The sequence below is a fragment of the Streptomyces sp. NPDC040622 genome (genome assembly GCF_055593965.1).
Genome location: NZ_JBVIXD010000007.1, coordinates 423334 through 441681, shown reverse-complemented (window position 1 = coordinate 441681; position 18348 = coordinate 423334). Strand labels below are relative to the sequence as shown.

At 72.8% G+C, this 18348-nt stretch carries 18 protein-coding genes; 6 read left to right on the top strand and 12 right to left on the bottom strand.

The features are described from left to right. Positions 1–154 precede the first annotated feature (154 nt). The 3 genes from ACZ592_RS22555 to ACZ592_RS22545 form a co-directional block, all read right to left on the bottom strand. Positions 155–1369, bottom strand: coding sequence for an acyl-CoA dehydrogenase family protein (locus ACZ592_RS22555; RefSeq protein ID WP_471583373.1), 1215 nt, complete (start codon positions 1367–1369; stop codon positions 155–157). Between the two features lie 9 nt (positions 1370–1378). Continuing rightward, positions 1379–2419: a phosphotransferase family protein gene (locus tag ACZ592_RS22550; protein WP_471583372.1), complete on the bottom strand. Its 1041-nt coding sequence runs from the start codon at positions 2417–2419 to the stop codon at positions 1379–1381. A gap of 230 nt (positions 2420–2649) precedes the next feature. Continuing rightward, positions 2650–2946: a hypothetical protein gene (locus ACZ592_RS22545; protein WP_471583371.1), complete on the bottom strand. Its 297-nt coding sequence runs from the start codon at positions 2944–2946 to the stop codon at positions 2650–2652. Between the two features lie 191 nt (positions 2947–3137). Between ACZ592_RS22545 and ACZ592_RS22540 the strand changes: the two genes are divergently transcribed. Beyond that, positions 3138–4073 carry an NADP-dependent oxidoreductase gene (locus tag ACZ592_RS22540; protein WP_471583370.1) on the top strand — a complete coding sequence of 312 codons (936 nt, stop codon included), beginning with the start codon at positions 3138–3140 and terminating at the stop codon, positions 4071–4073. A 420-nt stretch (positions 4074–4493) separates the two neighbouring features. Here the strand turns inward: ACZ592_RS22540 and ACZ592_RS22535 are convergent, their stop codons facing one another. From ACZ592_RS22535 to ACZ592_RS22510, 6 genes are all read right to left on the bottom strand, one after another. Beyond that, the gene (locus tag ACZ592_RS22535; protein ID WP_471583369.1) at positions 4494–4823 is read right to left on the bottom strand and encodes a DUF202 domain-containing protein; all 330 of its coding nucleotides are present in this window, start codon (positions 4821–4823) and stop codon (positions 4494–4496) included. Between the two features lie 58 nt (positions 4824–4881). Continuing rightward, positions 4882–5274, bottom strand: coding sequence for a YidH family protein (locus tag ACZ592_RS22530; RefSeq protein ID WP_471583368.1), 393 nt, complete (start codon positions 5272–5274; stop codon positions 4882–4884). Positions 5275–5297: 23 nt separating this feature from the next. Continuing rightward, positions 5298–5834, bottom strand: coding sequence for an NUDIX hydrolase (locus ACZ592_RS22525; RefSeq protein WP_471583367.1), 537 nt, complete (start codon positions 5832–5834; stop codon positions 5298–5300). 100 nt (positions 5835–5934) lie between these two features. Then, a complete protein-coding gene (locus ACZ592_RS22520; RefSeq protein WP_471583366.1) occupies positions 5935–6705 on the bottom strand; it encodes a glucose 1-dehydrogenase in 771 nt (256 codons plus the stop codon). Continuing rightward, positions 6702–7355 (bottom strand): TetR/AcrR family transcriptional regulator, encoded by a 654-nt coding sequence (locus ACZ592_RS22515; protein ID WP_471583365.1) that lies wholly within the window; start codon positions 7353–7355, stop codon positions 6702–6704. The genes ACZ592_RS22520 and ACZ592_RS22515 overlap by 4 nt, the downstream gene beginning before the upstream one ends. A gap of 239 nt (positions 7356–7594) precedes the next feature. Further along, a complete protein-coding gene (locus ACZ592_RS22510) occupies positions 7595–8485 on the bottom strand; it encodes a DMT family transporter (RefSeq protein ID WP_471583364.1) in 891 nt (296 codons plus the stop codon). Between the two features lie 233 nt (positions 8486–8718). Between ACZ592_RS22510 and ACZ592_RS22505 the strand changes: the two genes are divergently transcribed. From ACZ592_RS22505 to ACZ592_RS22495, 3 genes are all read left to right on the top strand, one after another. Further along, on the top strand, positions 8719–10374 hold the full coding sequence (locus tag ACZ592_RS22505; protein ID WP_471583363.1) for an FAD-binding dehydrogenase: 1656 nt from the start codon (positions 8719–8721) through the stop codon (positions 10372–10374). A gap of 180 nt (positions 10375–10554) precedes the next feature. Next, a complete protein-coding gene (locus tag ACZ592_RS22500; protein ID WP_471583362.1) occupies positions 10555–11517 on the top strand; it encodes a hypothetical protein in 963 nt (320 codons plus the stop codon). A gap of 41 nt (positions 11518–11558) precedes the next feature. After that, the gene (locus ACZ592_RS22495) at positions 11559–13124 is read left to right on the top strand and encodes an APC family permease (protein WP_471583361.1); all 1566 of its coding nucleotides are present in this window, start codon (positions 11559–11561) and stop codon (positions 13122–13124) included. Between the two features lie 175 nt (positions 13125–13299). Here the strand turns inward: ACZ592_RS22495 and ACZ592_RS22490 are convergent, their stop codons facing one another. Then, positions 13300–14697: a GntT/GntP/DsdX family permease gene (locus ACZ592_RS22490; RefSeq protein WP_471583360.1), complete on the bottom strand. Its 1398-nt coding sequence runs from the start codon at positions 14695–14697 to the stop codon at positions 13300–13302. Positions 14698–14752: 55 nt separating this feature from the next. Further along, positions 14753–15274, bottom strand: a complete 522-nt coding sequence (locus tag ACZ592_RS22485; protein WP_471583510.1) for a gluconokinase — start codon at positions 15272–15274, stop codon at positions 14753–14755. Positions 15275–15412: 138 nt separating this feature from the next. Between ACZ592_RS22485 and ACZ592_RS22480 the strand changes: the two genes are divergently transcribed. Both ACZ592_RS22480 and ACZ592_RS22475 read left to right on the top strand, forming a co-directional pair. Beyond that, complete coding sequence (locus ACZ592_RS22480) at positions 15413–16114, top strand: FadR/GntR family transcriptional regulator (protein WP_471583359.1); 702 nt, start codon at positions 15413–15415, stop codon at positions 16112–16114. A 129-nt stretch (positions 16115–16243) separates the two neighbouring features. Beyond that, a complete protein-coding gene (locus ACZ592_RS22475) occupies positions 16244–16651 on the top strand; it encodes a YchJ family protein (RefSeq protein ID WP_471583358.1) in 408 nt (135 codons plus the stop codon). A 72-nt stretch (positions 16652–16723) separates the two neighbouring features. Here the strand turns inward: ACZ592_RS22475 and ACZ592_RS22470 are convergent, their stop codons facing one another. Then, the gene (locus ACZ592_RS22470; RefSeq protein ID WP_471583357.1) at positions 16724–18001 is read right to left on the bottom strand and encodes a lipase family protein; all 1278 of its coding nucleotides are present in this window, start codon (positions 17999–18001) and stop codon (positions 16724–16726) included. Positions 18002–18348 lie beyond the last annotated feature (347 nt).

The following is an 18348-nucleotide window of genomic DNA, read 5'->3' as shown; positions in this document are numbered from 1 at the left end:
CCGCCGTCTCCCGCTCCGCCGCACTCCGCGTCTCGCGCACGCAGTTCCCCGCCCTCCGGTCGTTGCCGCCGAGCCCGGGCTCCGCGGCGACGACCGGAGGAGGTGCGCGGGGGCGGGCCCCAGGGCACACGCGCCCCGCGCGGCTACCGGTACTTCACCGGTACTTCTTCAGCTCCCGTCGCGCGAGGGAGCGCTGGTGCACCTCGTCGGGACCGTCGGCCAGGCGCAACGTCCGCGCGGCCGCCCAGAGTTCGGCCAGCGGGAAGTCCTGGCTGACGCCGCCCGCGCCGTGCAGCTGCACCGCACGGTCCAGGATGTCGACCACCGCGCGCGGCGTCGCGATCTTGATGGACTGGATCTCCGTGTGCGCGCCCTTGTTGCCGACCGTGTCCATCAGCCAGGCCGTCTTGAGGACGAGCAGCCGCAGCTGCTCCACGGCGACCCGCGCGTCCGCGATCCACTCCTGCACGACGCCCTGCTGCGCCAGCGGCTTGCCGAACGCCGTGCGCGACACCGCCCGCGCGCACATCAGCTCGATGGCCCGCTCGGCCATGCCGATCAGCCGCATGCAGTGGTGGATGCGGCCGGGCCCGAGCCGCGCCTGGGCGATGGCGAAGCCGCCGCCCTCCTCGCCGACGAGGTGCGAGGCGGGGACGCGGACGCGGTCGAAGACGACCTCGGCGTGCCCGCCGTGGTAGTGGTCCTCGTACCCGTACACCCGCATGGCGCGCCGGACTTCGAGGCCCGGGGCGTCGCGCGGGACCAGCACCATGGACTGCTGGCGGCGGATGTCGGCGCCGTCCGGGTCGGTCTTGCCCATCACGATGAAGATCTTGCAGTCGGGGTTCATCGCGCCGGAGATGTACCACTTGCGGCCCGTGATGACGTAGTCGTCACCGTCCCGCTCGATCACCGTCGTGATGTTCGTGGCGTCCGAAGAGGCCACCTCCGGCTCGGTCATCGCGAACGCCGAGCGGATCTCACCGGCCAGCAGCGGCTCCAGCCACCGCTTTCGCTGCTCGTCGGTGCCGAACTGTGCGAGCACCTCCATGTTGCCGGTGTCGGGCGCCGCGCAGTTCAGCGCCGTGGGCGCGAGCTGCGGGGAACGGCCGGTGATCTCGGCCAGCGGCGCGTACTGGAGGTTGGTCAGCCCGGCGCCGTGCTCGGCGTCCGGCAGGAAGAGGTTCCACAGGCCCTGCCTGCGGGCCTCGGCCTTCAGCTCCCCGACCACGGCGGGCGTGTCCCACGGCGAGTCCAGCGCGGCGCGCTGCTCGTCGGCGACGGCCTCGGCCGGGTACACGTGCGCGTCCATGAAGGCGAGCAGCTTCTCGCGCAGCTCTTCGGTGCGGGCGTCGAATGCGAAGTCCATGGCGCTGTCTCAGCCTTCCTGTCGTCCCTGGAGCGTGTGGCGGCCGTGTTCGATGAACACCGGCACCAGCTCGCCGATCCGGTCGAAACCCGCGCCGACCGTCTGGCCCAGCGTGTAGCGGTAGTGGATGCCCTCGAGGATCACGGCGAGCTTGAACCAGGCGAACGCCGTGTACCAGGAGACGGCCGACACGTCGCGCCCCGAGCGCGCGGCGTACCGCTCGATCAGCTCGGCCGGGTCGGGGTGGCCCGCCGCGCCCGACGTGGTGCTGACGGGGGACTCGGCCACCTCCAGCTTCGCGCTGTACATCACGAGCAGGCCGAGGTCGGTGAGCGGATCGCCGAGCGTGGACATCTCCCAGTCGAGGATGGCCTTGATCCGGTCGTCGTCGCCGATCAGGACGTTGTCCAGGCGGTAGTCGCCGTGCACGACGGTCGCCGCGGGGGAGTCTGGCAGCGCACGCCCGAGCGCCGCGTGCAGCTCGTCGATGCCGGCGAGCTCGCGGTTGCGGGACGCGTCCAGCTGCTTGCCCCACCGGCGCAGCTGCCGGTCCAGGAACCCTTCGGGGCGACCGAAGTCGGCGAGCCCGACCGCGGCGGGGTCCACGGCGTGCAGGTCGACGAGGGTGTCGACGAGTCCGAGCACCGCCGCGCGGGTGCGGTCGGGGCCGAGCGGGGCGAGCTCCTCGGCGGTGCGGTACGGCGTCCCGTCGACGAACTCCATCACGTAGAACGGCGCCCCGAGGGCCGCGTTGTCCTCGGCCGCCTCGCCCAGGAGCAGGGGAGCGGGCACCGGCACGTCCGTCGGGTGCAGGGCCTCGATCACCCGGTACTCGCGCTTCATGTCGTGCGCGGTGGCCAGGACGTGGCCCAGCGGGGGACGCCGCACCACCCAGCGCGAGGCGCCGTCCGTGACCGCGTACGTGAGGTTCGACCGGCCGCCCTCGATGAGCCGGGCGGTGAGCGGTCCGCCGACCAGGCCGGGCCGCTCGCGGTCGAGATGGCCGCGCAACTGGTCCAGGTCGAGGCCGGGCGGGTGGTCTGAGCTCATCATGCGCTCCTGATCGGACGGGAGGTGGCTGTCCCCCCACATGATGCCGACCAGTCGGTATGTCGTCCAGAGGCTGCCCCGCCCCGGGGTCCGGAAAAGATCGGGAAAGGACCCGGAAAAGGAGTGATCCCCCGCACCAGCCTGCCAGTCGGCGGCGGTGCGGGGGAAGACGCGGGCCGCGTCGCGAGGCCTGACGCGGCGAGGCCGGGCCAGGGGTGTGAAGACGGGCCCTAGTGGTCGTCCCAGTGGCCGTCGTGCTCCGCGTGCCGGTGTCCGTCGTGGAGGTAGTCGACGTGGTCGCCGTGCGTGACGGCGTCGTGGCCGCAGCCGTCCCCGTGCCGGTGGTCGTGGCCCTGGTGCGCGGTGTGGCCGGTCGGCTCGCACTCGTCGTAGTGGTCGGAGTGCAGACGGTGCATGTGGCCGTCGTGCGCGTAGTCGACGTGGTCGCCGTGCGGCACCTCGGGGTGACCGCAGGCCGGGCCGTGGACGTGGTCGTGCACCGGGTGTTCGTGGTGGAGCGTGGTCATGACGCGCACCTTCTGTGACTGCCGGGAGGGGTTGACCCTCTCAGGCTAGCCCCCGATGCCCCGTTAATTCCGTTATGGGACCCTTGTCGCTCCCGGCGGTGTTCCTCCGTTCCCCCGTTCCCCCGTTCTCCCCGTTCTCCCCGTTCTCCCCGTTCTCCTGTTCCCCCCCGACCTCCGCGAAGGCGACTCCCATGAAGGCGATCAGCTACCGCAGCTACGGCGGACCCGAAGTCCTCGAGTACGGCGAGGTGCGCGACCCCAAGGTCGGCCCCGACTCCGTCCTGGTGAAGGTGCGGGCCGCCGCCGTGAACCCCGTCGACTGGAAGTGCCGCGAGGGGTACCTCGACGGCGCCCTCGACCCGGTCTTCCCCGTGATCCCCGGCTGGGACGTCTCCGGCGTCGTGGTGCAACCGGGCGCCTCCGTACCCGAGTTCGCCGTCGGCGACGAGGTCATCGGCTACGTACGGGAGGACTTCCTCTCGCGCGGCACCTTCGCCGAGTACGTCGCGGCGCCCGTGCGCACCCTCGCCCGCAAGCCCCGCAACCTCACCTTCGAGGAGGCCGCGGGCCTGCCGCTCGCCGGTCTCACCGCCTACCAGGTGGTCACGGGGGCGCTGGCGGTGACCGAGGGGGACGTCGTCCTCGTGCACGCGGCGGCGGGCGGTGTCGGCTCGATCGCGGTGCAGCTCGCCCGGCACGCGGGCGCCCGCGTCATCGGCACGGCGAGCGAACGCAACCACGACTTCCTGCGGGAGCTCGGCGCCGAACCGGTCACCTACGGGGACGGCCTGGTCGAGCGGGTCCGCGCGCTCGCCCCCGAGGGCGTCGACGCGGCCTTCGACACGATCGGCGGCGACACGCTCAAGGCGTCCGCCGACCTGCTCGCGCCCGGCGGCCGGCTCGCGTCCATCGCCGACAGCGAGGTGGTCGGCCTGGGCGGCCACTACTGCTTCGTCCGCCCCGACGCCGCCGACCTGCAACGCCTGACCGAGCTGGTGGAACAGGACGTCGTGACCGTCCACGTCGACGAGACGTTCCCCCTGGAACGGGCCGCCGAGGCCCACCGCCTGAGCGCGGAGGGCCGCACCCGCGGCAAGGTGGTCGTGACGGTGGCCTGGGAGGACTGACAGGGCGTGCGGTGGGGTGGGCGCAGCTGCCTCCTGTGGGTCGGCCCGTCACCCCCGCCGGCGGCGCGTCCGGCGCGTCCGGTGCGTCCGCTAGACCCGCTAGACCCGGCAGGCCCGGCAGACCCGGTGCATCCGGCAGGCCCGGTGCATCCGCTCCGCGTCCGGCCGGGCCGGCACGGTCGCGCCGCGCCCCTGACGTCTGCGGTCCGGCACGTTCGGGCGGGACCTCTCACCGCCGTGGTCCGTCATGGTCGTGCCCGGCTCCTCATCCCCGCGTCGCGTCCGGCCGACCCGGCGCACCCGACCGGCCTGCGGTCGGCCCGTCACCTCCACGCCGCGCCCGTTCGGCCGGGCCTCCGTGCCGCGCTCGTCCCGGCCCCGCCGCACTCGCACCGCGCCGAGCCCCCCCCCGACGCCCCCTCAGAACACCATCGCCGCCGCGCACACCGCGAGGGCGAGCGTGCACAGGGCCGCCGTGCGGGCGCCTCCGGCCGTCAGTGCCCGGGGCCTGGTCCCGGTGAGCGCCACCATCCTGCGATGTGCGACCGCGAGGAAACCGAGCCAGAGCAGCAGGCACAGGGCGCAGGCCAGAACGCCGGTCGCGGTCGCCCCGCCGTGCAGGACCGCGCGCCCCGCGAGCACCGCGGCGACCGTGAAGGAGAGTGTCGTACGCCGCCAGGCGAGCCGCGTCCGTTCCGGCTGGAGCCCGGGATCACGAACCGTGGCCGGCGCCCCCGTCACTCCTGCCACCCGACGAGCGCGACTCCTGTCACCCCGCCCACCCGAAGGGCCTGACCACCCTCACCCCTCACCCCTCCCACCCGAACAGCACGACCACCACCATGGCGAGCGCGACCACCGCCACCGCCAGGCTGAGCACCATGGGGAAGCGGCTGGCCGGCAGGTCCGCGCCGCGCCGCATGGCGCGCTCGCAGCGGACCCAGTGGTTGACCGCGCGCAGCGAGCTGAGCACGCCCGCGCCGAGCAGCGCGAGCGCGAGCCCGATCCGCCAGCCCCACCGCAGGTCCGGCAGGAACTGGTCGACGGCGAAGCCGCCCCCGATCAGCGCGAGGGCGGTGCGCAGCCAGGCCAGGAAGGTGCGTTCGTTGGCGAGCGAGAAGCGGTAGTCGGGGGTGTCACCCTCCTCGCGGATGCGCTCGGGGGCGAACCACAGGCGAAGGCTTTGTACGAAGTTGCTCACGGCCGCACCATAAGCCGTGGTGATCAGCTCGCGCGGAAGGCCCTCAGGCGGTGGTGGGCGTCGAGTCCGTCCGGTACCCACTCCCACGTGCCGAGCCGTTCCTCCAACTCCTCCTCGGTGATGAACGCGTGCCAGGCGACCTCCTCGACCTGCGGGTTCACCGGCAGGTCGCAGCGCACCTCGTAGAGGGAGGACCACCAGGAGTGCCCGGCGCCGTCGTCGTAGAGGAACTTGAACAGGGGCGTGGGCCGGGGCAGTCCCTCGACGCCCAGCTCCTCCTGCGCCTCGCGCAGCGCCGCGTCGTCGTACGACTCGCCCGCCCCCACCACACCGCCCACGAACATGTCGTACAGCGAGGGGAAGACCAGCTTGACCGGGGTGCGGCGGTGCACGAAGACCCGGCCCCGCGCCTCCCGCACCTGGACGAACACGCAGCGGTGACGCAGGCCCCGCGCGTACACCTCGGCGCGCGGGGCCTCGCCGACGACCTCGTCGTGCTCGTCGACGACGGCGAGGATCTCTTCGCGGGGGTCGAAAGGACCGGCGGCGGAATCAGTCATGCCGACCATCCAACCCCACGTCCCCGAACAAGATCGTGAGGGGGCGGAACCGCCCCACCGGCCAGCTGCCCCGCTGTCCCCCTGCCCACGAGGGGCCGTCTCACTGCCCCATGACGTACTTGACCGTGGGGCCCGCGGTCCAGCCGCCGTCGACGGCGAGCTCCGCGCCGGTCACGTAGGACGCGGCGTCCGAGAGCAGGAAGATCATGGCGCCGGCGATCTCGTGCGGCTCGCCCACCCGGCCCATCGGCGTGTTCGGGTAGTTGCCCTCGCCCTTCTCGATGCCGACCTGGGCGGTCATCGGGGTGTAGGTCATGCCGGGGTGGACGGAGTTGACGCGCACGCGGGCCGTGCCGAGCTCGACCGCGCCGATCTTCGTGAGCCCGCGCACGCCCCACTTGGATGCGCCGTACCCGGCGGTGAGCGCGAGGCCCATCAGGCCCGCCGCGGAGGAGATGTTGACGATCGAGCCGCCGCCGGCCTCCTTCATGGCGGGCACGACGGTCTTCATGCCGATGAACACGCCGGTGAGGTTGATGTCGAGGACCTTGCGGAAGTGCTCGACGGACTCCGACTCCAGGAACTGGCCGGTGGATATGCCGGCGTTGTTCACCAGGCCGTGGATGCCGCCGAACTCGGCGACCGCGAGGTCGGCGACGCGCTGCCAGTCCTCCTCGGACGTGACGTCGTGGTGTGCGAAGCGGGCCCGCTCGCCGAGCTCGGCGGCGGTGGCCCCGCCCTCCTCGTCGAGCACGTCGGTGAGGACGACGTTGGCGCCCGCGGCGATGGCCTGACGGGCGGCCTCCGCGCCGAGCCCGCGCGCGGCGCCGGTGATGATGACGGTCCGCCCGGTGAGGTCGTGCTGGGTCATGAGGGGTCTCCAAGGGTGGGTTGCGGGGCCCGCAGCAGCGCTGCGGAGGTCTCGACGAGATCGGCGAGGAAGACGTCCTCGCCGGTCAGGGGGGTGCTGCCGGTCAGGTACTGCCGGGCGCGGTCGCCGAGGGCGGCGCCGATCATCGTGAGCGCGAGGTCGAGGCGTTCCAGGCGGATCGGCTCGGGGAGCGCGGGCGAAAGGCGGGCCATGCAGTCCTCGATCCGCCCGATCAGCGTCCAGTAGACGGTGCCGTCGAGGGTGGGGTGCGGCGTGCGGGTGCGTACGCCGCTCTCGTGGCTGAGCTGCGCCGAGACACGCAGGCAGCGCCGCCCCCGCTCCGTGCGCAACTCGCTGGCCTCGGCGTTCATCAGGGCGGTGAGCAGCCCGCGCAGATCGGCGGCGGCGTCCCCGGCGCGCTCCAGCTCGGCGGCGAGCACCTGCTCCGTGCGGCGCTGGCGCTCGGCCATCACGGCGTCGAGCAGACCGCCGCGCGAGCCGAAGTGGTACTGGACGGCGGACGGATTGCTCTGGCCCGCGAGCCGGACGATGTCCCTGAGCTGGGCCCCGTCCACGCCCTGTGCGGCGAAGACCTCCTCGCCCGCACGGATGAGCTTCTCCCGGGTGTCGGAACCCGATGTTCTGGCCATGCACCCATTCTAATGCTGCCCATTATTAAAACGCGAGCGACGACGGGACGCAGACTCTGAAGCGGGTGTCCGGAGCCCGTCCGAGCAGGTGTCCGGAACCCGTCCGAGCAGGTGTCCGGAGCCCGTCCGAGGAGGCGCCTGGAGCCTGTCCGTGCAGGTAGCTGAGGCCCGTCCGGCGATGGAGGACGAGCCCGGCGCGGCCGGCGGCAGGCCTCAGCCCCTCATCGCCGCCCCACCCCTCATCGCCGCTGAAGAAGCACCCGTTCCGGCCCGCGCCCCGCGCCAGGCATGGCGGGATGCAGCCCCAGCAGCACCACCCCCGCCACGATCGCCGCGAGCCCCGCCGCCTCCCACGCCAGCGCCCCAGCGTCCGCCCGCAGCCGGTCGCCGAGGAAGCCGACGCCGCACGCGATCCCGGCCAGCGGCTGGGCGGCGGTGAGGGCGGGGAGCGACATCCGCAGCGGTGCCGTCTCGAACGCGCTCTGGACGAGGACGAGCCCGGTCACGCCGAGCACCAGCACCGCGTACGGCTGCCATCCCGTGAGCAGCGCGGCGATGCCGCCCTCGGAGAGCCGCTGCCCGCTCACCCGCGTCAGCGCGTCCTGCACGCCGTACAGCAGCCCCGCCGCGAGGGCGAGGAGGACGGGTCCCGCGCCGAGCCGGGACCGCTTCGCGCACGCGGTCAGGAGCAGCGCGGCGCCCACCATCACGCCGATGATCAGCCAGTGCCGCACCGGATCGGTGACCGCGTCGCCGCCGCGCGGTTCGCCCGCCACGATGAACGCCGTGACGCCGCCCGCGAGCAGCGCGAGCCCGGCCCACCCCTGGCGGCCGAGCGGCTGCTTGGTCTGGTGGCGGGAGAGGGTGAGGGCGAAGAGGAGGTTGGTGGCGAGGAGCGGTTCGACGAGCGAGACCTCCCCGTGCCCCAGGGCGACCGCGCCGAGGGCCATCCCGCACGCCATCAGGCCGATCCCGGCAAGCCAGCGCGGCACCCGCACCAGGTCGAGCAGCAGCCGGGGCGAGAGGAAGTCGCCCAGGGGTGCGTGCCGCGCCACGTTCTGCTGGAGGACGAAGCCGAGGCCGAGGCAGCAGGCGGCGCCGACGGCGAGGGCGAGAACCAGAACCGACACGTCATACACCTGGGGACGGGGACGGGAGCCCCTGCGCCGGAGATCGGCAAGCCGGGGCGGCAAAGGGTGACTTGGCCGACGATAGCGGCGATCCGCCCACCCCGCGCCCCGGAGGTTGACGCATTCCTCCACTCTGTCGGTTGACGTGCGTCACGGAGCTGTTCAGGATCTGACCTGTCCGGGATCTGACCCGCCGGTAACCTTGCGGGACCTTGTCGAGGAGGACGACCTCAATGGCGTACGACGCAGATGTGATCGTGATCGGGGCGGGGCTCGCCGGACTCGCGGCGACCGCGGAACTCGTGGACGCGGGGCGCCGGGTCGTCCTCGTCGACCAGGAGCCCGAACAGTCCATCGGCGGTCAGGCGCACTGGTCCTTCGGCGGGCTCTTCTTCGTCAACTCGCCGGAGCAGCGGCGGCTGCGGATCAAGGACTCGCACGCGCTCGCCCTCCAGGACTGGCTGGGCACGGCGGCGTTCGACCGGCCGGAGGACCACTGGCCGCGCAAGTGGGCCGAGGCGTACGTCGACTTCGCGGCCGGCGAGAAGCGCTCCTGGCTGCACGGGCAGGGCGTGCGGTTCTTCCCGGTGGTCGGATGGGCCGAGCGCGGCGGCTACGACGCCCAGGGCCACGGCAATTCGGTGCCCCGCTTCCACATCACCTGGGGAACGGGCCCGGGGCTGCTCGCGCCGTTCGTGCGGCGGGTGCGCGAGGGCGTCGCGCGCGGCCTGGTCGAGCTGAGGTTCCGGCACCGCGTCACGGGCCTCGGCCGCAGCGCCGGGAGCGTCGACACGGTCACCGGCGAGATCCTCGAACCCTCCGCCGCCGAGCGCGGCACGGCCAGTGGACGCACGGTGACCGGCACCTTCGAGCTCCGCGCCCAGGCGGTGATCGTCACCTCGGGCGGCATCGGCGGCAACCACGACCTCGTACGCGCCAACTGGCCCGCGCGACTCGGCACCCCGCCCGAGAAGATGATCTCCGGGGTGCCCGCGCACGTGGACGGCAGGATGCTCGGCATCGCCGAGGACGCCGGGGCGCGCCTGATCAACCGTGACCGCATGTGGCACTACACCGAGGGCATCGAGAACTGGAACCCCATCTGGGACCGGCACGGCATCCGCATCCTGCCGGGTCCCTCGTCCCTGTGGCTCGACGCCCGCGGCGACCGCCTGCCGGTGCCGCTCTTCCCCGGTTTCGACACCCTCGGCACCCTCGACCACATCATGAAGACCGGCTACGACTACACGTGGTTCGTGCTCAACCAGCGCATCATCGGCAAGGAGTTCACGCTCAGCGGGTCGGAGCAGAACCCCGACCTGACCGGCAAGTCCGTGCGCGGCGTCATCGACCGGGCGCGCGCCGAAGTGCCGCGCCCGGTCAAGGCGTTCATGGACCACGGCGTCGACTTCGTCGTGGAGAAGGACCTCGGCGCCCTCGTGCGCGGCATGAACGCGAAGACCAAGGAGCCGCTCATCGACGAGGCCGCCCTGCACCGGACGATCACCGCGCGCGACCGTGAGATCGCCAACCCCTTCACCAAGGACCTCCAGGTCACGGCCATCCGCGGCGCCCGCAAGTTCCTCGGCGACCGCCTCATCCGGGCCGCCGCCCCGCACCGGATCCTGGACCCCGCGGCGGGCCCGCTCGTCGCCGTGCGCCTCAACATCCTCACCCGAAAGACCCTCGGCGGCCTGGAGACCGACCTCTCCTCGCGCGTCCTGGCCGAGGGCGGCGAGCCGCTGCCGGGTGTGTACGCGGCGGGGGAGGCCGCCGGGTTCGGCGGCGGCGGAGTGCACGGATACCGCTCGCTCGAAGGCACCTTCCTCGGCGGCTGCCTCTTCTCGGGGCGCACGGCGGGCCGTGCCGCGGCCCGCGCGGTGAATTGAGCGGGATTCGAGCGGGCCTTCGGTGAAGAGAGGTATTCGCAGGTGAGGGGCGAAGTCTGCCGATTTTGAAATGAGTTGGTGAAGGCGGTGGAACCACCGGGCCTTGACGTGGAGCGGTGCGTACCGCTTTGCTGTGCGTGATCATCCGTACGCAAGCCGCGCCGGGGAGGACGTCCCGCGGTGTCACCACCCCCGCCCCCACTGGGCCGTTCCCGCAAGAAGGCGGCGGGCCACAGCTTCGACGCCGCCCTCGACGACGCCGAACTCGTCACCGCACGAGGGGCCTTGGCGCAGGGCCGCTGGAGCGAGGTCCGCGCGCTGCTCGCCGCCACCGGCGACGACTGGGACCGCAGGGGACACCGTTTCGACGTGCTCGGGCAGGAGCCCACCACCACCGCGTGGGCCCGCGACTGGCGGCTCGCCGAGCCCGAGAGCCACGACGCGGAGGTGCTGCTCGTCTTCGCCGCCGTGCACAAGGCGCTGCGTGGCAAGGAACGTTCGGACAAGGCGCGTGCCAAGTGCCGCGACGCGGCGGCACGCGTCCCCGCCGACCCCACTCCCTGGCTCGCGCTGCTCCTGCTCGAACGTTCGCTGGGCCGGGAGGAGGACGTCGTACGCCTCTTCGACGAGATCCGCCACCGCCACCCCGGACACCACCACGCCCACCACCTGATGGTCGCCCGGCTCGCCGAACGGCGTCCCGGTGCGGGCCAGGACCCCATGCACGAGGTGTACGACTTCGCGTCCTGGGCCGCCGAACAGGCGCCCGCCGACTCGCCCTTGGCGGTGCTCCCCGTCGTCGCGCACGCCGAGCGCTACCGCGTCCTCGCCACCGCGGGCCTCGAGACGCCGGACCCGGCCGCGTCCGGGCACTGGGTCGGCCGACGCGCCCGCGGGGTCATGAAGGCCGCCTTCGACTGGTGGCTGGAGTGGGTGTCGCCCGACCGCCCCGGCCATCCGCGCTGCCAGGTCGACCTGAACTTCCTTGCCCACGCGAAGTCCTGCGAGGGCAGGGCGGCCGAGGCCGCCGCGCTCTTCCACCGCATCGGACGGCACGCGACCCCGGCCCCCTGGTCCTACCCCGACCGGGACCCGTACGAGGCGTTCGCCGCCGCGCGGGCCACCGCGTTCGGCTCGGCCTGAGAATCGTCCCCGATCAGCACCTCCGAAAGGACAACCGCGCCATGGCGACGGGAAGTTCGAGCCCCAGCGGCACCAGATCACCCGGCGGCCCCACGGGTGACAGCGGGATCAGCACGTACAAGGGGCAGGAGCGGGCGCTGCGCGCGGGCCGGCTCGGCACCGCGGGCCTGCTGCTCTCCGTGCTCGCCGCGACCGGCCCCCTGATGGTCGTCGCCGGCGTCATGCCCACCACCTTCGGCGTCATGGGCGTCGTCGGCCAGCCGCTGCTCTTCCTCATCCTCGGTGTCGTCCTCGCGCTCTTCAGCCTCGGATACGCCGAGATGAGCCGGCACGTCCACAACGCCGGCGCCTTCTACGCCTACATATCCCGCGGCCTCGGCGGCACCGCGGGCGCGGGCGCCGCACTCGTCGCGCTCGTCGCCTACAGCGCCCTGCAGGCGGGCCTGTACGGGCTGCTCGGCTTCGAGGTGTCCGGGCTCCTGCAGACCTACCTCGAGGTCGACGTCGCCTGGTGGATCCCGGCGCTCGTCGCCGTCGCCGTCGTCGCGGTCCTCGCCTGGCTGAAGATCGACCTGAACGCGCGCGTGCTCGGTGTGCTGCTCCTCATCGAGGTGGCGCTCGTCGTCATCTTCGACATCGCCGCCGTCGTCGACCCGGCGAAGGAGGGCCTGTCGCTGCACGCGTTCAACCCCGACACGCTCACCGGCGCGGGCGTGGCCACCTCGCTCTGCTTCTGCATCGCCGCCTTCACCGGCTTCGAGCAGGCCCCCGTGTACGCCGAGGAGACCAGCAGGCCGCAGGTCGTCGTCGCCCGCGTGATGTTCTTCGCCGTGGGCTTCGTGGCGGTCTTCTTCGCGTTCAGCTCCTGGGCGCTCACGGTCGCCGCCGGGCCCTCCGGCATCGTGCCCGCGGCCCAGGAACAGAGCGCGGGGCTGCTCTTCGGTCTCACCGAGTCCCGGCTCGGGTCCACCTTCACCGACGTCCTGCACGTGCTGTTCGTGACCGGCATGTTCGCGGCGATCCTCAGCTTCCACAACGTCGTGGCGCGGTACGCCTTCGCGATGGGCCGTGAGGGACTGCTGCCCGCCGCGTTCGGCCGCACCAACACCTCCACCGGCGCCCCGGGCACCGGCTCGCTGCTGCAGACCGCGATCTCCGTCGTGGTCGTCGTGGGCTTCGCCGTCGCGGACGACGGCAAGGCGGGCGACCCCACCGCGCCCGTCCTGCACCTGTTCACCTGGGGCGGCAACATCGGCGCGCTCGGCGTGATCCTGCTGATGGCGACCGCGTCCGTCGCCGTCATCGCCTTCTTCGCCCGGCGCGGCGCCGCGCGCGCCCAGGCCTGGCGCATCACGGCGTCGGCGCTCGCCACGGTCGGCCTGCTCGTCATCGCGGGCTACACGGTCAAGGACTTCGATGTCCTGGTCGGCGCGGGCGAGGGCTCCACGCTGAGCTGGGTGCTGCCCGGCGTCATCTTCGCCGCGGCGCTGATCGGCGTCGTCCACGGCGCGGTCCTGCGCTCCCGGAATCCCGCCGCGCACGCCCGCATCGGGCTCGGCAACGAGGCGTTCCAGCTCGAGAAGGCGTCGGGCTCGCCGGGGGCGTGACGGGGGGCGGGGCTCGGTCATGTCACCGGCTTCGCCGAGTTCGTCCTCAAGCGCCGGACGGGCTGGATATGGCCTGACCGTGCTGGATGTGGCCTGACCGTGCTGGATGTGCCTCGGTCCGGCCGGCTGCGTGCCGCGGCCGCACCGGACCGTCCTCAGTGCGGCCGCGGCTTCGCTAGATGATCAGTGACAGGATCAGGACCAGGCCTCCCGCGACCACCGAGATGATCGTCTCCATCACGGACCACGTCTTGACCGTCTGGCCGACGTCCAGGCCGAAGTACTCCTTCACCAGCCAGAATCCGGCGTCGTTCACATGGGAGAAGAAGAGCGAACCGGCGCCGATGGCGAGCACGAGGAGCGCCGTGTGCGAGGTCGACATGTCGGCGGCCAGCGGCGCCGCCAGGCCGGCCGCGGAGATCGTGGCGACCGTCGCGGAGCCCGTCGCGAGCCGGATGGCCACCGCGATCAGCCAGGCCAGGAGCAGTGCCGGGATCGACCAGTCCTTGGAGAAGTCCAGGATCATCTGGCCCACGCCGACGTCGATGAGCGTCTGCTTGAAGCCGCCGCCCGCACCCACGATCATCAGCACGCCCGCGATCGGGGCGAGCGACTTCTCGACGGTGGTCGACAGGCGGTCCTTGGTGAAGCCGGCCGCCCGGCCCAGCGTGAACATGCCGACGATCACGGCCGCGAGCAGCGCGATCAGCGGTGAGCCGATGACGTCGAAGACCCGCTGCACGGTGGTGCCGGGGTCGTCGACCACGATGTCCACCAGCGCCTTGGCCAGCATCAGGACGACGGGCAGCAGCACGGTGGCGACCGTGGCGCCGAAGCCCGGGCGCTTGGCCAGGTCCTCGGAGGGCCGCTGCGGGATCATCTTCTCGGGGGCCGGTACGTCCACCCAGCGGGCGGCGACCTTCGAGAAGAGCGGGCCCGCGATGATCACCGTCGGGATGGCGACGAGGACGCCGAGCGCGAGCGTGACGCCGAGGTTGGCCTTGACCGCGTCGATCGCGACGAGCGGACCGGGGTGCGGCGGGATGAGCCCGTGCATCACGGAGAGACCGGCGAGCGCCGGGATGCCGATCCGCATCAGCGAGTAGTTGCCGCGCTTGGCGACCATCAGGACGACCGGGATCAGCAGCACGATGCCGACCTCGAAGAAGAGCGGCAGACCGATCACCGAGGCGATGAGGACCATCGCCCAGGGCATCGCGCGACCGCCCGCCTTGGCGAGGATCGTGTCGACGATCTGGTCGGCGCCCCCGGAGTCGGCGAGCAGCTTGCCGAGGATCGCGCCGAGCGCGATGAGCACACCGACACCCGCGACGGTGTCGCCGAGCCCGCCGGTGAAGCTGGTGATGGCCTTGTCGAGGGGTGCGCCCGCGAAGGCCCCGAGCGCGAGCGACCCGACGGTCAGCGCGAGGAACGCGTGCAGCTTGAACTTGGTGATGAGCAGGACGATGACGGCGATGCCCGCGAGGACGGCGATCCCCAGCTGGGCGTGGCCCGCCGAGGTGATCGGTTCGACGGGGTCCGCTGCCAGCATCTCGACGCTGAGACTGGTCACGGTCGTTTCCTTGTACGTGGGGTCGGTGAAGGTGCGGTGCGGTCCCGCGGCCGTGTCAGGCGGCGGCGAGAGGGCGCAGGGCCGCGACGGCCCGGGCGGTGATCTCCTCGGGAGTGCCGGCGACGTCGACGTCCACGCCCGCCTCGTCCGCCCCGAGGGGCTGCAACGTGGCGAACTGGGAGTCGAGGAGCGCGGTCGGCATGAAGTGGCCCTGCCGGTGCGACATCCGGTCCTCGATGAGCTCGCGGTCACCCGTCAGGTGCACGAAGACGATGTCGGGAGCCGCGGCGCGCAGCCGGTCGCGGTAGCTCCGCTTGAGCGCGGAGCTGCTGACCACCCCGCCGAGCCCGGCCCGTCCGTGGGCCCAGGCGCCGATGGCGTCGAGCCAGGGCCACCGGTCGTCGTCGGTGAGCGGTGTGCCGGAGGACATCTTCTCGATGTTCGCCGGCGGGTGGAAGTCGTCGCCCTCGGCGTAGGGCACGTCGAGCCGGTCCGCGAGGAGGGGGCCGATCGTGGTCTTGCCGGTCCCTGCCACGCCCATGACTACGACGACGTGGGGGGTGCGCCGTTCCTGCATCGCGTCCTGCCTCGCTGTCTTCATCGACATCGGTCGGTTGTTCACGTCACTGAAACCCATTAGGTCTGACGAATTCAAGAGTCTGTGACATAAAAGTCTGACTTATTGTTCCCGGCCTCTTCCTCGTAGGCTTTCGGCATGACCGCACCTGCCCGAGGGCTGCACTCCCGCGTACTGGAAAGCCTCGGGCCCGCCATCACCGCGGGCGAGTATCCGCCGGGCAGCGTGTTGCGCACCGACGAGCTGGGCCAGCGCTTCGAGGTGTCCCGCTCCGTGATGCGGGAGGCGGTCCGGGTCCTGGAGTCCATGCACCTGGTCGCGTCCCGCCGCCGGGTGGGCGTGACGGTGCTGCCCACCGAGGAGTGGAACGTCTACGACCCCCAGGTCATCAGGTGGCGCCTGGCCGGCGCCGACCGGCCCCGCCAGCTGCGCTCCCTGACCGTCCTGCGCTCCGCCGTCGAGCCGGTCGCCGCGGGCCTCGCCGCCCGGTACGCCACGGCCGAGCAGTGCGCGGAGCTCACCGAGTGCGCCCTCGGCATGGTCGCCCACTCGCGCGGCCACCAGCTGGAGGGCTACCTGAAGCACGACGTCGCCTTTCACCGGGTCATCCTCAACGCGTCCGGCAACGAGATGTTCGCCCGCCTCGGCGATGTCGTCGCCGAGGTCCTGACCGGCCGCACCGCCCACCAGGTGATGTTCGAGGACCCGGACCCGCCCGCCGTCACCCTGCACGTCAAGGTCGCCGAGGCCGTCAGGGAGGGCGACGCGGTCCGTGCCGAGGCGCTGACGCGCGAGATCGCCCTGGGCGCCCTGGAGGAGCTGGACGTCCTCGCGCCCTGAGGCCGGGCCCGCCGCGCCGCCTCCTGCCCCGCACCTCCTGTGCCGCGCCGCCTCCTGTGCCGCGCCGCCTCCTGCCCCACGCCGCCCCCTGCTCCGGACCGCCGCCCCGGGTCGGCGAGAATGGGTGCCATGTCCCGACGCGCCGCACGCCCCACCGCCACGCCCTGCCCCTGCGGGCACCCCCAGCCGTACGACACGTGCTGCGGCAGGCTGCACCGGGGTGAAGCCGCGGCGAGCACCCCCGAAGAGCTGATGCGCTCCCGCTACAGCGCCTTCGCCGTGCGGGACGAGGACTACCTGCTGCGCAGCTGGCACCCGCGCACCCGGCCGCCCCGCGTGGAGTTCGACCCGGCGCTGCGCTGGGTGGGCCTGGAGATCGGTGCGACGTCCGAGGGCACCGCGTTCCACACCACCGGCACGGTGACGTTCCGGGCCCGGTACACCGACGGCGGCCGCCCTGACTCCCTGCACGAACGCAGCCGGTTCGAACGGGTCGACGGGGCGTGGGTGTACGTCGACGGCACGTTCATCGAGTAGATCGAGTAGATCGGGTAGACCGAATAGATCGGGTAGAACGAGCGGTCGCGGGAGCCGCCGCGGGACGGTGCGTCACAGCACGTCGCCGTACTCGCTGAGCACCCCGGGCGGAGCCAGCGCGTTGACGTAGTGCCCCGGGCCGTGGTCCTCGAAGGAGTACGTGAAGGGGATCGTCCGGGTCAGCGCGAGGCGTGCCGCGAAGAACGCCAGCGGCGCGACCACGGCGAGCCCCGCCAGGCTGTCCATCTGCGGATAGTGCAGGCCAGGATCGCGCACCTCGGCCCAGCCGCCCTCCCGCGGCCCCCGGGCGAGCGCGGCCAGCGAGCGCCCGGCTGCCCGCGCCCTGCGCCCCGCCATGCTCCGCAGCTGCCCGCGCAGCAGGTCCCCGGGGAGCGACACCGTGTCGATCGCGGTCTCCGCGGCGAGGGCGAGCGCCCCCTCCGCGACGCCGCGCGGCCTGCGGTAGTGGAACTCGCGGCCGAAGGGGGCGTAGGGGCCGACGGGCCGCGGCGGCAGCGCGGGCACGACGTCACGGTCGAAGATGTAGCGGAGCAGCCGTTCGCCCAGCACGTGCTCGCCGCGGTGGTCGGTCGCCCGCGCGCAGGCGGCCGCCAACTCGGGCCCGCCGAGCAGCGGTTGGCCGAAGGTGTAGACGGCCCGCAGGCGGTCGGCGACGTCCTGGTAGCGCGGCTCGTGGGCCAGTACGACGCCCATCAGGGCCGCCATCGCCCCGCCGAGGCTGTGCCCCGTGATGTACAGCGCCTCCATGCCGTCCCCCCGTACGCCCTTCTCCGTGGGGTCGACCGACTCGCCGCGCGCCGCCCTGACCAGGGCCTGCATGACCAGGTGCCGGGTGGCGCGCATGTTGCGGTAGAAGCCCGCGTGCACCTGGTGGCGCTCGCCCGCGAGGTCCACGGAGAGCGTCTCGGGGTGCACGTCGGCGTCGGTGAGGATGCTGATGATGTCCTCGGGCTGGGTGCCTCGGTAGCAGAGGATCACCACGCGCCGGTCCCTGTCCTGGATCAGGTACGCGGCCGACGCGATGTACATGGCGTCCACGCGCTGCTCGAAGAGCCGGCAGCGGTTCTCCTCCAGACCGAGCCGGGACATGATCATGGCGACGGTCCTCGGGTCGCCGACCCGCCCGGCACCGGCGTACGCGTACGCGGCACAGGTCGCCATCGTGTGCGGGACGGGGCCCTCGGTGTCCGGCTTGCCCCGGTCCGCGGCCAGCAGGTCCGCCAGGTGCTCGTGGACGGGGAAGCCGGGCCGGCCGGGACCGCCCCCGGTGGGCTCCTTGAGCGGCCGCAGCTCGGCGAAGCCCGGTCCCCTGGCGAAGTCGTCCCGCATGGCGTCCCCCACAACGAGCGGTGGCTGCACCGGAGGTGCGAGCACACCACCACCCCGGCGCACCGTCAACTCGACGGCGCACCGGCCGCCCGCACCCGTCGGGACCCGGCCATCGCGCACCCCGCGCGCGTGGGGCTGCTGGGGAGCGGGGATTCACCCGGGGTGCGCGGCAGGCCCGGCGCCCGTCCGCCGAGGGTGCGGGCGGGCCGCCCACGGGCCCAAACGCCCTGGCCCGGCCGCCAGTTCGAGGCGGCTCAGGGGCCGTGCACATAGGCGGGAACCGCCGCTGCGGCCGGCCGACGCCGCCAATAGTGTCTGCCTGCCCACCTGTCCGTACGCAGTCCGCA

Bases quoted from the DNA above. Each gene is read 5' to 3' on its own strand.
- ACZ592_RS22470 (WP_471583357.1), bottom strand. From the start codon at position 18,001: ATGCGGGACGACTTCGCCAGGGGACCGGGCTTCGCCGAGCTGCGGCCG.
- ACZ592_RS22525 (WP_471583367.1), bottom strand. From the start codon at position 5,834: ATGACTGATTCCGCCGCCGGTCCTTTCGACCCCCGCGAAGAGATCCTC.
- ACZ592_RS22545 (WP_471583371.1), bottom strand. From the start codon at position 2,946: ATGACCACGCTCCACCACGAACACCCGGTGCACGACCACGTCCACGGC.
- ACZ592_RS22485 (WP_471583510.1), bottom strand. From the start codon at position 15,274: ATGCAGGAACGGCGCACCCCCCACGTCGTCGTAGTCATGGGCGTGGCA.
- ACZ592_RS22475 (WP_471583358.1), top strand. From the start codon at position 16,244: ATGTCCCGACGCGCCGCACGCCCCACCGCCACGCCCTGCCCCTGCGGG.
- ACZ592_RS22480 (WP_471583359.1), top strand. From the start codon at position 15,413: ATGACCGCACCTGCCCGAGGGCTGCACTCCCGCGTACTGGAAAGCCTC.
- ACZ592_RS22495 (WP_471583361.1), top strand. From the start codon at position 11,559: ATGGCGACGGGAAGTTCGAGCCCCAGCGGCACCAGATCACCCGGCGGC.
- ACZ592_RS22520 (WP_471583366.1), bottom strand. From the start codon at position 6,705: ATGACCCAGCACGACCTCACCGGGCGGACCGTCATCATCACCGGCGCC.
- ACZ592_RS22540 (WP_471583370.1), top strand. From the start codon at position 3,138: ATGAAGGCGATCAGCTACCGCAGCTACGGCGGACCCGAAGTCCTCGAG.
- ACZ592_RS22505 (WP_471583363.1), top strand. From the start codon at position 8,719: ATGGCGTACGACGCAGATGTGATCGTGATCGGGGCGGGGCTCGCCGGA.
- ACZ592_RS22515 (WP_471583365.1), bottom strand. From the start codon at position 7,355: ATGGCCAGAACATCGGGTTCCGACACCCGGGAGAAGCTCATCCGTGCG.
- ACZ592_RS22555 (WP_471583373.1), bottom strand. From the start codon at position 1,369: ATGGACTTCGCATTCGACGCCCGCACCGAAGAGCTGCGCGAGAAGCTG.
- ACZ592_RS22550 (WP_471583372.1), bottom strand. From the start codon at position 2,419: ATGAGCTCAGACCACCCGCCCGGCCTCGACCTGGACCAGTTGCGCGGC.